This window comes from Actinoallomurus iriomotensis (genome assembly GCF_030269445.1).
GTDB lineage: Bacteria > Actinomycetota > Actinomycetes > Streptosporangiales > Streptosporangiaceae > Actinoallomurus > Actinoallomurus iriomotensis.
In genome coordinates, this window is sequence record NZ_BSTJ01000014.1 from 138,240 (window position 1) to 152,487 (window position 14,248).

4 protein-coding genes (1 of these 4 running past the window's edge) are annotated in these 14,248 nt (G+C 71.6%); all 4 read right to left on the reverse strand.

The window, feature by feature from the left end:
* Tightly spaced (at most 37 nt apart), the 4 genes in view from QSK37_RS42735 to QSK37_RS42750 form a layout consistent with a single transcriptional unit that may run on beyond the window.
* A protein-coding gene (locus QSK37_RS42735; RefSeq protein WP_285633098.1) for a scabin-related ADP-ribosyltransferase crosses the window boundary here: on the reverse strand, nucleotides 1-10,071 show its 5' portion. 66,459 nt of this gene lie to the left of the window's left edge; the window shows 10,071 of its 76,530 coding nt (coding positions 1-10,071); the start codon lies at nucleotides 10,069-10,071; the stop codon falls past the left edge of the window.
* Nucleotides 10,072-10,087: 16 nt separating this feature from the next.
* Nucleotides 10,088-10,450 carry a hypothetical protein gene (locus QSK37_RS42740; protein ID WP_285633099.1) on the reverse strand — a complete coding sequence of 121 codons (363 nt, stop codon included), beginning with the start codon at nucleotides 10,448-10,450 and terminating at the stop codon, nucleotides 10,088-10,090.
* On the reverse strand, nucleotides 10,443-10,904 hold the full coding sequence (locus tag QSK37_RS42745) for a YbaB/EbfC family nucleoid-associated protein (protein ID WP_285633100.1): 462 nt from the start codon (nucleotides 10,902-10,904) through the stop codon (nucleotides 10,443-10,445). The genes QSK37_RS42740 and QSK37_RS42745 overlap by 8 nt, the downstream gene beginning before the upstream one ends.
* A gap of 37 nt (nucleotides 10,905-10,941) precedes the next feature.
* Nucleotides 10,942-14,226 carry an AAWKG family protein gene (locus tag QSK37_RS42750; RefSeq protein ID WP_285633101.1) on the reverse strand — a complete coding sequence of 1,095 codons (3,285 nt, stop codon included), beginning with the start codon at nucleotides 14,224-14,226 and terminating at the stop codon, nucleotides 10,942-10,944.
* Nucleotides 14,227-14,248 lie beyond the last annotated feature (22 nt).

Consider the following 14,248-nt stretch of genomic DNA (forward strand, 5'->3'; position numbering starts at 1 on the left):
CGCCTCGCTGAACAGCGCCTCGCGCACCGGCTCGCCGCCGTACCCGGCCCGCCACCAGCCGAGCACGACGTCGAACAGCGACGCGCCCTTCGGCACCTGCCAGGCGATCATCGCGGCGAGGATGCCGCGGCCGTCGTCGGAGGCCGGCGCGAGGCTCCGGTAGACGGAGAACGGCAGTTCGAAGCCCGGTGCCGTGTCGTTCAGCCGGTAGCCGCGCGTCTCCTCCATCCAGCTCCGCCACCAGGCGGGCCGCTCGCCGGGCGAGCGGCGGGAGAAGCCCTCGACGCCCGCCTCGGCGGCGCGCCGGATCGCGGCGGTGAAGGCGTCCATCCGGGCGGCCAGGCCCTCCGCCGACCGGTCCTCGGCCAGGGTCCGCAGGTCGTGCGCCGATCCGAGCGGCCGCTCGCTCGTGCCGAACAGCGGGGTGACGTCACGCCTGAGCTCGCCCGACAGCCGCTGGAACAGCCCGCCGACGGCGGACCGCGTGACCGCGAACGACCCTTGGTGCGCGGCCAGCCGCGCGGCGAGAGTCCGCTCGTACCGCTCGCGCGCCATCGGCCACGCGTCGTCGTGGTAGACGGGGTCGAAGAACTCGGCCGGCTCCAGCTCGGGCTCGTCTCCACGGGGTGGTGCCAGCCGCCGCAGCTCCGCCCGCGCCGCCTCGATCGCCGCCAGGTCCTCGGGCGAGGGGTTGTGCAGCCGCTCGACCCAGGGGCCCAGCTCCCGCACCGCGTCCGTCAGGGCCTGGTGATACTTCTGCGACGTCGCCGCGTCCGTCATCAGCTGCCCGTAGTAACGGATCTCCAGCACGGCCTTGGCGAGCGGCCCGCCGTTCGTGTCGAACTTGTCCAGGACGTTGGTGTTGGCGAAGTCGGCCAGCTTGACGCCCGACTTGCCGAGGATCGCGGTGTCCAGGTAGTCGCCGACGGAGTCGTCGCCCACCGCCATCAGTCCCTCGTCCGGGACGGAGATCTCGTTGAACTCCAGGTACTGCTCGTCGTAGTCCGGGACCCGGTTCCGGAACCTCTCCTCCAGGAGCGCCCGGAAGGCCGCCCGGTCCCGCGGGAGGAACATGTGCGCGCGTTCCGGCAGCTCCTTGAACCGCGCGTCGGTCTCGTGCCGGATGAGGTAGGCGGCGTGGGCCTTCCGGAGTCCGAGGTGGATGTCCCGGTTCAGCGCCATGGCCGCGAGCACGTACTCCGTGAAGGCGTGGGAGCGCAGTTCCTGCAACGCGAGGTCGGGCACGTCCAGGTAGGGGCGGACGACCGACAGGTCCGCGGGGACGTAGCCCAGGGTCTCGAAGGCGAACATCCTGGCCGCGACGTCGTTCGCGAAGTCCCGCGCGTCGTCCAGGTGGTCGCGCGTGAGGTACCCGTCCGTCAGGTCGCGCCAGGTCCTCTCGGCCACGTGTTCGGTCATCAGGCGGTAGATCGCCGACGGCCAGACGCCCACGTTGTACTGGTCGTGCGAGCCACCGGGGGCGCCGACCGGCGGCGGCCCGACCAGCCAGCCCGCGCCCTCCTCGGTGAGCGTCCAGTCCTCCGGGATGAACCGCTCCAGCGGAAGAGAGGGCCGGTCGCCGGGCGTGCCGGTGAGGGCGTTGAACGCGTTCTCGAACGCCACCTCCGTCCGGTACACGTGCTCCGGGTGGGCGTAGCTCTCGCCCGGGTGGTCGCGCATCACCCCGGTGTCGATCTCGACGATCGCGGCGGGCTTGAGGAGGCCGCTGCCCCCCGCCTTCACCGCGTCGTCCTCGAACCGGTAGAGGCGGTCGCCCGGCCCCATGTAGACCTTTTTGAGCTCGACGGACAACGTGGCGCCGTGCGGACCCCTGGCCAGCACCACGCTGCCCATCGTGGTGGCGTCCTCCAGATCCGGATGCGCGAGGACCGCCCAGAACTCCTTCTCCTTCGCCGACCCCGCGCCCATGAGCCCCACCCGCTGGTCGGGCTTCACCAGGCTCTTGAGGTGGTTCAGCACGATCGCCTCAGCGGCCGACCGCGTGTGACTCCGCTCTCTCGGGGACAGCGCCGCGTACTTCTCCGGCAGCTCGGCCCGCAGGGTCCGCGCCGCCTCGTCGTCGACGGGCAGGCGGCGGCCCCTCAGCGCGGTCCGCACGTCGGCCCACAGCACGCGGTCCGGGGCCAGCCCCGTCACCTCGGTGGACGCGGGCGTCTCCGCGGGCGGGGAGGTCTCGTTCAGCGTGGAAGCCTCGGAGAGCGTCACCGTCTCGGCCAGCGTGGACGCCTCGGCCAGCGCGGCGGCCTCGGTGGCGGCCTCCTCGCGGCCGGCCGAGAACGCGTTGGTGGTGGCCGTCTCCTGCTCCGACCAGGACGCGGACAGGTCCCGCGGGGCGAACAGCACGCGGAACTCGTCGAACGCCTCCTCGTGGAACGCCTCGGCGGTGTGGTTCAGCCACACCTCGTCGTCCGTACGGTGGCCCTCGCTGATCGTGTGGAACGACCGGCCCATTCCCTTCAGGGCGGGCGGGGCCACCGCCTCGAAGGAGAGGTGGGCGGGCAGGTCTGCGGTCAGGCGTTCCACGCGCTGGTCCCACACCCACGTGCGGGCGTCCAGTTCCTCCGTCTTCTTCAGCCCGAGACCGAAGACGCCGTCGTAGGCGTTGAGCATGCGCTCCACCAGGCCCGACCGGGCCCGCGCCAGGTCGTCCTCGGACAGCCGCCGGTCCGGGTTCTCAGCCTGCCAGCGCGCGGACTGCTCCGCGAAGATCTGCTCGGCCTTGCCGGTCACGCCCTGGCGCGCCGTCTCCACCGAGAGCCAGACGTTCAGCCGGTCGGCGCCGGCGGCCTCGTCGTACCACGCGCGCCACTCTTCGAGCCGGGCGGACAGGCTCTTGTCCTGCGCCCCGGTGAACAGCGTGCCGAAGTGGTCGTTGACCGAACGGCCGAGGGCGGTCTGCATCGACGACAGCGTCCCCCTGGCCAGCGTGACGCCGTGCTGGAGGCCGAACCGCTCACGGAACTCCTCGGTCAGCCCCGGGTCGTTCTCCCACGCCGCGTGCCGGGTCTCCAGGTCCCGGAAGGAGCGCTGGAGCGCGGCCTCGCGCGCGGTCTGCTCCGCGAGCCGGGACGGCAGGGACTCGACCGTCTTGTCGAAGGTCTCCCGCCACCGCGTCACCGCCTCCTCGGTGACCGGCTCGCCGGCCGGGAAGTGCCGGTCGTAGCCCTTCTGGAGCGTCTCCAGACCGTCGTGCAGCACCTGCCGGCGGCCCGGGTCGGAGGGCGTGGCGTCCCGGGTCGCGAACCCGTCCAGGAGGGCGCGGTCCGCGTCGGACAGGTCGTCCTTGAACGACCCGGCCCGCGCCTCGTACAGCTCGGCGAACCGCTCCTGCTCGGAGGCGAGACCGGCCCGCCGGTCGAACGCGTCGAACAGGTCCTTGGTCAGCTCGTCCAGCCGGAGGGCGGCCTCGCGACGGCGCGCCGCCAGGTCCTCGCGGATGTCGGAGACCTGCCGGAAGACCTCCCGTACGGCGTCGTCCCAGCGCCGTTCGAACTCCACCCACTCCCGCTCGCGTACGGTCTCGGCGACCGAGCCGGTCAGCTCGAACGGCAGGGAGTGCTCCGGAGAGCCGACCCGGCGCTGCCACAGGCCGAACTTCCGGTCGAAGGCGGTCTGGCCGTGGCGGAGCGCGATCTGCCGGGCCGCCTCCAGGTCCAGCTCGCCGGGGAGCTCGTCGATGACCTCCTGCCGCCCCCGGTCGCCGGCCAGGAGCCGGCGTTCGAAGTCCGCCTCCATCCGATCCTTGATCTGGGTGAAGGAGGGGTGGTCCTTCGCCCGCGGATTGGTCAGCAGCCAGGACTCGACCTTCTCCTCGAAGGCCGCCCGGTCCTCGGCGGTCACGGTGGTCTCGGGCAGGCCGGCGAGCTCTTCGTCGTGCTCGGCGAACAGCTCCTCGTACCGGTCGAACAGCCGCGTCTGCGTCGACCGCCACGCGTGCCCGCGCCAGTCGCCGGGCGCGGTCTCCGGCGGCGCGGGGACGAACTCCCGGCCCTGCTCCTCGGCCCCGCGGAGCGCGTTGTCGGCGAGCTGCTCCTCGACGTACGCGCTGCGGATCTGCTCGATCCGCTGGTTCGCCCACGCGACCGTCTGGTGGGAGCGCATCTTCGCCTGCCCGGCCTCCCGCGCGACGGACAGGCCGGCGAACTCCTGACGGGCCAGCTCCCGGCCGCGCGCGACCTCGTTCAGGGCGTTGAGCCTGCGCGTGTAGTCCGACTCCAGCCGGGCGCGCAGCTTCGTGTCGAACGGCCGGTCGCGTACGAGGTCCATCGTCTGCCGGGTGAGCTCGGTCCGCTCGCGCCGGTACCAGGACTGGATCTCCGGCGACCAGTCGGGGGACGGTTCGCGACTCTCCGCGACCTGCTCCAGGCGGCGGCCCAGGTCGGCGATCGGCCGGGCCTGGGCGTTGAGCCGCTGGGCCTCCTGCCGGACGCTCTCGGTCAGCTGGGCCGCCTCGGGCGCGGACGGGTCGGACAGCGCCGCGCGCTCGTCGGTGTAGCGCTCCCGGAGGCGGGTCAGCTCCTCCTCGTGCCAGCGGCGGGTCAGGTTGTCCCATTCGTGCCGGCTCTGGCCCAGGTCGACGCGGCCCTCCGGGCCGTTCACGGTGAGCGCGGCCTCGAAGGCGCGGTTCGCGGCGGTCTGCTGCCGCCATTCGCTCCGCGCCTGCCGATACTCCTCGCGCAGCCGCTCGACCAGCCCGGCACGTTCGGTCTCGCCGAGCGAGGACTCGCTCAGCTCGCGGACGAAGCGTTCGCGCAGCTCCCGCACCTGAGGAGACTGCGTGAAGGCGTCCTCCCGGCCTCCCCACGGCCGCCACCGGCCGCCGCCGGCCACCTCCCGGTCGAACGCCGCACCGGCCTCGACCGCCGCGTGCGCCTGATCCAGTCGCCGGATCAGCTCCTGGCCCAGCGCCGTACGGTCCTCGCCGCCCGCCCACTGGTCGGCGAACCACTCGCGGAGCGCGCCTTCCTCTTCCAGCGGCAGGCGGGCGTCGCCCGGGCGGGCGGCCACACGCCGCTCGAACTCCAGGTACGCCTCGTCGCGGGTGGCGATCTCGGCGCGCAGGGCGGCGAGCTCCTCACGGACCCGGTTCTCCGCCTCGACCATCCGCGCGGAGCGCGACGCGGGAGGCGTCTCGGTCTCGAGGAGCAGAATCTCCGCGTCCTCGCCGGGCAGCGGCGGCTTCTCGCCCTCGTCCGGGGCGTCCTCCACATACGGCCGCCGGTCCTCCGGGTCGCGCGGCGGAGGATCGTGCGGGCCGTCCGACACGGTCTTGGGGCGCGCGCTCTCCGGGGTGACCGGCTCCGGCTCGATCTCGTCCGTCCCGGTCCGGTGCTCGTACGCCTCGACCGGTGTGCGGGTGATGCCGAGCCGCCCGAAGTCCAGCGTCCACTCGGGGTTCTCGCTCCACTCCCGGTAGGCCGCCTCGCGCTCCACGGCCCGCGCGCGGAGCTCGGCGACGCCGGTCCGCGCCGTGTCGACGAGCGCCGCGCGCTCCTCGTCGGTCACCGCGCGGTCCCAGCCGTCGGCGAGGTTCCGCCGGAGCGTCTGGAGCCCCTCCTGGTACTCGTTCCGCGCCGCCGGGAACGTCAGCGGCGGGTGCCCCTCCTCGAACCCGTTCTCCAGGGACTCCAGCACCGAGGCCCGGCGCGTCAGCCGGCCCATCGTCTCGGCGAGCTGCTGCCGCCACGCCTCGTGCTCGGCCTCCGCCTGTGCGCGCAGCCGCGCCACGCGCGGCGCGTCCACCTCGGCCTGGAAGCGCGTCCAGGCGTCCCGCAGGGTGGTGCCGAAGACGTCGCCGGTCTCCTGCTCGCGCGCCAGCATCGCGGGCAGGTCCCGGCCCACGCCGTGGGCCTCGTGGAAGAGCGTCGCCCACTCGGCCCGGAAGTCGTTCGCCATCGACTCGAACGTCCGGTCGGCCATGGCGTACCGTCGCCTCGCCTGGCCGGTCAGCTCGCTCGCCTCGCTGGTCATCTCGTGGAACCGGGACCCGCCGTCGCCCATCGCGCGGTCCAGGCCGGCCTCGAACGCGAGCCGGTCGTTCAGCGACGCGAGGTACGGCTGGAAGTACTCCCGGTCGAACGCGGCCTCCCGCAGGGCCAGCTCCTCCGGCGACCAGACGCCGTCCTCGGGCCGCCCGACCACCGCTTTGTGCGCCTCGGTCACCGCCTCGCGGAAGTCCGCCTCGACCCGCTCGACGTGCTCGGCCGGAGCCTCCAGGCCCGTCAGGGCCTGCTCCACCCGGCGGAGCGCGGCGGCGCGGCCGGCGTACTCGTCGAACCGCGCGGGCATCTCCGCGGCCAGGCGTTCGAACGCCGTGGTCAGCGCGGCGGCGTGTTCGTCCCACTCGCGGGCGGTCAGCTCCCACGTGTCGCGTCCGCCGAGGAGGCGGCGGGACTCCGCGCGCAGGTCGTCGCGCAGCTCCGCGAGCACCGGGGCGTGGTCCACCTCGCCGGTCCGCCCGGACTGTTCCCGCCAGTCGATCTCGTACCGCCCCATGTCCTCTTCCGCGCGGGCGAGCAGGGCGTCCTCGGCGGACTTGGCGCGCAGCCGGGCGGCCCAGCGCTCGTCCAGGTCGCGCAGCTGGGGGTCCAGCTCCGCGGCGCGGCGTTCGTAGTCGTCCAGGCGCAGTGTCCGGGTCTCGGCGCCGCCCGGCAGGGTCCGCGTGCGGGCCGCGAACTCCGCGTCGTACTCCGCGCGGAGCGTACGGGCCTCGGGAGCGGCGCGGTCCAGGCCCGCCTGCTCCAGGAGGCGGCCGAAGTGCTCGTCCGCGGCGGTTTCGAGGGCCATGCGGGTGCGCATGCCCCGTACCAGGTCGTAGACCCGCTGGTCGGCTTCGGCGTGGAACCGATCCCACACCTGCGGGTCGACCCGCTCGCCGCGCATGCCGAGCCGCTCGGCGATCCGGCGAACCTCGGACTCGACGGCGTCGCCGAACCGCGCCCGCAGCCGGGCGGCGGCGACCGGCGAGTGCGACGCGGTGAGGCGGGAAAGGTCGAAGTCGGTCTCCGCGCTGGAGCGGGCCGAGCGCACCGCCGCTTCCAGCTCCAGCTCGTCGTTCAGCCCGTCGACCAGATCGTCGAAGCGCCGCTCGAACTCCAGCCCGGTCAGCTCGCCGTCCAGGTGCCGCTGGAACAGCTCCTGCCAGCGGCCGTCGAACCGCTGCCGGACCTGTTCGGTCCACGGTCGCGACGTGTCGGCGTCGACTCGCGCCTGCTCCCGCACCAGCCCTTCGGCCAGCGTACGGGCGTTCGGACGGGGGCCCGCCTCCGGCTCGGGCAGCCGGGATTCGAGCGCCTCGGTCAGCCGCGTGGTGAAGGCCGCGTCGTTGTCCTCGGTGAGGGTGCCGGACTCGGTGCGGACCGCCCGGTACACCGTGGTGGCGTCGTCGGCGAGGTGCTCGGGCACCCCGGTCGAGCGGACCAGCGCCGCCGGGTCCACGCGCGGGTCGGAGCCGAGGAGGATCTCGGCGGTGCGGGGGGCCGACCCGTCGTGCCCGGTGGCCTCGAACACCGTCTCCAGCTTGCCCGCGAGGCGCTGCTGGAGGGACGGGGGCCCATCCGTGCGACCATCCGTGCCCTCACCGCCGGTCGTCCGCGTGGTGCGGGTGGTGCGCGGGGCGGCCTCGTGCTCGGCGACGGCGTCGCGGTACGCCGACAGGACCAGGGCGTCCAGGTGCGTGGGCAGGCCGGCCGCGCGGACCAGCGTGGCCGGGTCGGGGCGGGGGCCCTCCGGGGGCACGCCGTGCGTGTTGGACGCGCGGTACGCGGAGACGGCGGCGTCGAGACGCTGGTCGGCGTCGCGCTGCCGCCAGTACCGGCGGTCCTCGTTCTCCAGCCGCTCGGTGTAACGGCGTACCTGGTCGTCCCGGCCGGTCTCCAGGCGCTGCTGGGCGGCATGGTCGCCGCCGTCGAAGACGAAGTTCGGCGTGACGTCCTCGTGCCCGGACACCAGGTGCGCCGGCGGGACCGCGTCGTGCGGCGCCGGCGGAGCCTCGTGCGACGTGCCGTCGTGCGAGACGTCGTCATGCGAGGCGTCGTCCTGCGACGTGGTGTCGTGCGGCTGCGGGTCGTGCGACGTCGTATCGGGCGGCGGGTTCTGCGACGTCGTGTCGCGGGGGGCCGGGGGCGGTTCGTGCTCGGTCTCCGGCGGTGTGCCGTCGGAACCCTTCTCGTTCGTCACCGACTCGGTGCGTACGGGCCGCGCGGGCGGCACGGGCCGATCCTGGACCGCGCCATCGCGCCCGGGCACCGGGGCCGACTCCGGCGGCCGGTTCGACGGCAGCGGAGTCGTCGCGGGCTCGGTGCCCCGGGACGTGACGGCCGGGTTCGTGGACGAGGTGACCGGCCGCTCCACGATGGGCACGCCGTGCTCATCCAGCACCGGAGGCTCGACGATGGGCTGGCCGTGCTCATCCAACAGGGGAGGCTCGACGATGGGCCGGCCGTGCTCATCCAGCACGGGAGGCTCGACGATGGGCCGGCCGTGCTCATCCAGCGCCGGAGGCCGCACGATGGGCTGGCCGTTCTCGTCCAGCACCGGCATGTTCTCGGAGAACGGGGTCTCCCCGGGCGGGAGGTTCTCCCGGCCCACCGGTCGGCCCCCCAGGACGCCCGGAGTCCGGGTGGTGCCGGTGAGCGGATCCGTGCTGGGCGTGATCGGCCGCTCTTCCACGATCGGCGGCCCGTTCTCCTCCAGCCTCGGCGGCATCTGGGTGAACGGGACCCGCGACGACGGGACGTTCGGCAGGGCCGGCGGCCTCTCCTCGACGCCGGACGGTGACCGGAAGGGGTTGACGGCGGCCGGGTTCTCCAGGTCGGGGCTGACGGTCGACTCGTCGCCGAGCGTCTCGTGTGGCAGCGGTTCGATCAGGCCCGGTCCGGGACGCTCCGGTCCGGGACGCACCGGCCCGCCGCCCCGTGGCCCGTTGAGCCCCGGAACCGGCCCCTCCGGTGGCGGCTGGTCGATGACCCTCTGCGGGCTGAAGGTGTCGACGGTCCCCCTGGGGCCGCCACCGCCGGGGGAATCGCCCGGACCCCTGCCCGACGGCGGGTCGGTCAGCAGGTCTGACTTGTCGATCGGCCGGATGAGGTTCGGGTCGATGTTCAGCTTCGCCATGCGGTACTTCATGCCGCCCAGCGCGGCGCCCCGTACGGCCGCGCCGAAGGCCACACCGCCGATGCCGCCGCCGACGAACATCATCGGCAGGACCTGCCAGTTGCCGTCGATCAGCCCCTGGGTGAACGTGCCGGCGATCGCGCCGCCGCCGCCCATCTTGACGAAGTCGCCCGTGATGTTCGTCAGCTCGGTGATGAACTTGTTGTCGAGGCTCTTGAGGGCGTTGCCGATGAGGTTGTCGAAGAGACCGCCGATGCCCCGGATGCCGATGTCGGCGAGGGCTCCGCCGAGCGCACCCTCGCCGACCCACTTCCAGTTGATGTGGGGGCCCTGCGGGTCGCCGTCGATCGAGGACGCGACCAGGCTCGCCGCCATCATCAGCAGCGCGCCGATCGCCGCCTGGAGAGCCGTCGGCATGATGAACCGGGTGAGCGACAGGAGCTGCTGCATGATCATCTCGAGGCCGAGACGCGTGGTCTGCTCGGCGACCACCTCCTCGCCGAGCGTCGAGCCGCCGGTGAAGGCGGCCAGCGCCGTCATGATCGCGAGCTGCACCATCAACGCGATCAGCATCGCGATGATCTGGACCTGGGCCTCCAGGAGGCTCCGTGCCCATTCACCGACCTGGTCGCCCATCTGCTGGGCGGCCTCTCTGATCTGGTCGATGTGGTTGATGCCGCCGTTCGCGCCGAGGAACGCGCCGAACGTCTGCTTGAACTGCGCGACGACCTCGTCGGGCAGCGCGCCGTCGATGTCGCTGACGACGCCGGCGTAGTGCTCCGCGAGCGAGCCCAGCTCCTGGTTGAGGTTGTCGAACGGCGTCCTGAGCGCATAGACGTCCTGGGGAGGAGCCTCCGGCGGCTCCGTCCCCATCAGGAACAGGAAGAGCTTGCGTTCGTCCTCGTTGAACGTCAGCCCTTCCGGCGCGTCACCCACGACCCCGTACCCTCGCTTACTTGCCGGTCAGGCCGCCTCTCCCCGGATGGCCCTCACCCTGGTAGGCGCCGTACTCGTTGATGGCGTCGACGATCCCCGCCTGGGTCTTCTTCACGTACTTGCTCTGGTTGTTGAGCGCTTCGTCGAACCCCTCGGGGACCAGGCCGAACGCGGCGAGCACCTGGCTGAACTGGAGCTTCTGTCCGTTGAGCTGCGTGAACGCGGTCCGGCCGAACTCGTCGTGGCCGAGGACCTCCCCGGCGTTGCTCAGCCCGTCCAGGAAGCGCTGGTTGATGCCCTTGATCTCGTCGCCCAGACCCAGGATCTTCTCCCTGGCCGCCTTGGCCCGGTCCGGGTTCGCCTGGAACTTGTCAGACATCGCCATCCTCCACGATCTCGTCGTGCAGTTTCCGGGTCGTCCGGTCCCGGCGCGATGGGGCCCCGCGGCCCCCCGCCTTCAGCGCCGACCCGAAGATCTGTTCCCAGTCGGGGGTGTAGGCGGGCAGGTCCGAGCCGCTCCGGCCCATCCGGCTGATCTCGGAGAAGGTCTCCTTCACCCGGCGGGCCATCACCGCCCGGCCCTTGTCGGCCGCCTCGACGATGGCCGCGGACAGCTGCGCCGGCTCCATCGTCCGGTACTTCTCGTCCAGGAACTTCACCCGCTTCAGCTCGCCCTGCGGGCCGACCGTCACCTCGACGGAGCGGTCCTTGGACCGTACGGTCGTGGACGCCTCGTTCAGCTCGGCGCGTGCGCGCGCCACCGCGGCCTTGGTCGACTCGAGGCGCTCCCGCGCCTCGGCGACCCTCGCCGCCATCTCCTCATTCAGATCCATCCGTGCTGTTCCCTCCCTCGCGTGACCGTGGCGTACGTCATCCGATGACGGCGGGTGAGCCGCCCTCGTCGGTGCCCCAGACGTCCTCCTCCTCGGGCACCCATGACTCGCGCTCCCGCTCGCCGCTCTCGGTCCGCTCGCGTTCGGCGTCTCCCGCGTACGGGTCGTAGCCCGCGGCGGTGGGCGTGCGCCGGCCCGCCGCGGTCTCGGTCTCGTAGGCGGCCGGGCGGCGGCTCCGCCGGCCGAGGGAACCGCCCTCGGCGGTGACGATGTCGTCGTCGTCGTAGACCTGGCGGACGCGCTCGCCGGAGCCCTGCTTGTCGGCTCCCCCCATGCCGCCCATGCCACCCATCCCGCCCATCGGCATCCCGCCCATGGGCGTGCCGCCCGTCATCGGCGTGCCGGCCGGCGGCATCCCACCGGTCGTGCTCCCGTCGATGCGGGTACCCAGCGGCAGGTAGTTCCCGGACTGGCTGACGGAGCTGCCGGGCACCAGCTGCTGGGCCGTCGGCAGGGAGCCCGCGGAGCCCAGCGTCCCGTCGTACGGCACCACGTCGTGCAGCTCGGGCTCGTAGGACGAATTGAGGTTCGGCGTTGAGACGTGCGGCAGTGTGGCCCCGTTGCCCAGCGGCGTGGTGATGGTCTTCCCGTCCGGCTCGTGCGTGGTGGCCATTCCCGTCTGCGGGTTGACCGTGGTGACGCTGCCGTCCGGGAAGTGAGTCGTGAGGGTCCCGTCGTTGTTGACCGTCGTCGAGCTGCCGTCGGGGTTCGTGAAGGAGTGCCCGGGGCTCAGGTGCTCGGTCGTGACGCTGCCGTCCGGGAGGGTCGTCGTCTCCTGTCCCGTGTGCGGGTTGATCGTCGTCGAGCTGCCGTTGCTGTAGTCGGTGGTGACGGTTCCGTCGGGGTTGAGATGGGTCTGGCTGCCGACCTGCCCGCCGTTGTAGGCGTTCTCCAGTTGGTGCTGGAACTGGTCCTGCTGCTGCTGGAGCTGCTGAAGGTGCTGCAACTGCTGCTGTTGGTGCTGCTGCTCGGGGGTCCCGCCGCCCGGCAACTGCTGGTACTGCTGGTGGAGCAGCTTCTGCTGCTGGTCGTACTGCTGCTGGGCCTGCTTCTGCTGCAGGTCGGCCTGCTGCTGGGCCTGCTTCTGCTGCTGGTCGGCCTGTTGCTGGGCCTGCTTCTGCTGCTGGTCGTACTGCTGCTGGGCCTTGTTCTCCTGCTCCTTCTGGAGCTTCTCCTGCCGCGCGACCTCGTCCTGCTGGTCCTTGCGCTGCTGCTCGTACTGCTGCTTGGCCTGCTCTTCCTGCTTCTTCTGGTAGTCGGCCTGGGTCTGCTGCTGCTCCTTGTACTGCTGCTGGGCCAGCTCCTCCTGCTTCTTCTGCTGCTCCTCCTGCTTCTTCTGCTGCTCCTCCTGCTTGGCCTCCTGCTCCTTCTGCAGCTTCTCCTGCTTGGCCTCCTGCTCCTTCTGGAGCTGCTCCTGCTTCTGCTGCGCCTCCTCCTGCTTCTTCTCCTGCTCCTTCTGGAGCTGCTCCTGCTTCTTCTCCTGCTCCTCCTGCTTCTTCTCCTGTTGCTTCTGCATGGCCGTCTGCATGGCCATCTGCTGCTGGTACTGCTGCTCGGCCTTCTGCTCCTGCTCCTTCTGGAGCTCCTCCTGCTTCTTCTCCTGCTCCGCCTGCTTGGCCTCCTGCTCCTTCTGGAGCTGCTCCTGCTTGGCCTCCTGTTCCTTCTGCAGCTGCTCCTGCTTGGCCTCCTGCTCCTTCTGGAGCTGCTCCTGTTTGGCCTGCTGCTCCTTCTGTTCCTTCTCCTGCTCCTCGCGCTCCTTCTCGGCCTTGTCCTCCATCTCCTTCTGGTGCGCGAGGTCGTCGGCCCGCTGCTTGTCGGCCTTGTCCTCCATCTCCTTCTGATGCGCCGCCGCGGCAGCCGCGTCGGCCGCCGCCTTGTCCTCCATCTCCTTCTGGTGCGCGAGGTCCTCGGCCCGCTGCTTGTCGGCCTTGTCCTCCATCTCCTTCTCGTGCGCCGCCGCGTCGGCCGCCGCCTTGTCGGCCTTGTCCTGCTCCGCCGCCGCCTTGTCCGCCTGGTAGTCGGACTGGAGGTTGACACTCTGGGTCGTCAGCTTCTGCAGGGTCTTGCTGAGGTCGACCCAGGCGTTGTTGACCGCGTCGAGCGCCTTGCTGCCGGCCGTACCGAGCTGGTCGACCACGGACTGCTGCCAGCGGCTGACCGCCTCGTCGCCGATGGCCTTCCAGGTGCTCATGTCGTTCAGGTCGCCGTAGCTGCCGCCGTTCTTCTTGTTGGCGCTGGTACGGAAACCCTCGCTGGCCACCTCGTTCGACCACGTGGTGACGTACTCGGAGACGTACGGCACGGCGCGGACCTTGACGAGGTTGTTGTCCCAGATGTCGTCGGTGACCTCGAGCAGGATGTCGTGCAGCCACCGCAGCGGGTTGCCGGTGTAGAGCGCCCAGGTGCTCCAGGTCGAGTGCAGGTTGGTGATGGCGTTGGAGACGCCCTGCTTCGCCCGGCGCAGGTCGTCACCGGCCTTGGAGAAGATGAACTCCAGCGGGAGCGTGTCCGAGTAGTTCTGGTACGTCACGCCGAGCTGGTGGATGATGTCCCAGAAGACACCGGCGGCCTGTCCCCGCCACGCCGCGTCCTCCGCGCCGAGCTGGTCCTCCCAGGTCTGGATCGTGGCGCGGGAGAGATAGAAGAACCGCGCCGCCCGGTCGAACGCCTCGGCGGCCCGCTCGAACCCGGTCAGGTCGACGGCGTTCGCGTCATCGACGTGGATGTCGTTCCAGGAGAAACCCCAGGTGGAGTACGGGTCGTTCATCAACGCCTCAAGCGCGACGCCACCGCCGTAGCTGTAGCTGGCGAGCGGCCCGGAGTCCCACCCCTTGAAGCCGTCGGGCATGAGGTGGCTGCCGTGCTCGGTGAACTGGCCGCCGTGGGTCACGCCGCCGGCCGGAACGTCGTGGCCCGTGGTGCCCAGCAGAGTGATCCGCGCCTTGCGCATGTTCACCGTCGAGCCGACACTCGTCGGTCCGTTGAAGAACGGCACGACGAAGTCGGTGTTCTCGATGCGCCAGCCGGAGTTCTCCGTCCGCCAGTTCATGGCGTTGATGGCGCTCAGCTCGGCCAGGTCCGGCTCGACGTCCCAGTCGCTGATCTCGAGCTTCATCAGCGGGATGTCGTCGTTGCCGTACAGCTTGTCCTTGAAGATCGTGCCGCGCGGGGGCAGCTTGTAGCCGGTGAGCAGGTTGACGGCCTCGGCCCACTTGTCGTTCGCCGAATAGGCCGGCGCCTTGTCGTCGGTGCTGTCCGCCATGGTCCGCTCTCCGGTGGAAGAT

Coding starts and splice junctions, on each gene's coding strand:
- QSK37_RS42740 (WP_285633099.1), bottom strand. CDS start 10,450: ATGTCTGACAAGTTCCAGGCGAACCCGGACCGGGCCAAGGCGGCCAGG.
- QSK37_RS42745 (WP_285633100.1), bottom strand. CDS start 10,904: ATGGATCTGAATGAGGAGATGGCGGCGAGGGTCGCCGAGGCGCGGGAG.
- QSK37_RS42750 (WP_285633101.1), bottom strand. CDS start 14,226: ATGGCGGACAGCACCGACGACAAGGCGCCGGCCTATTCGGCGAACGAC.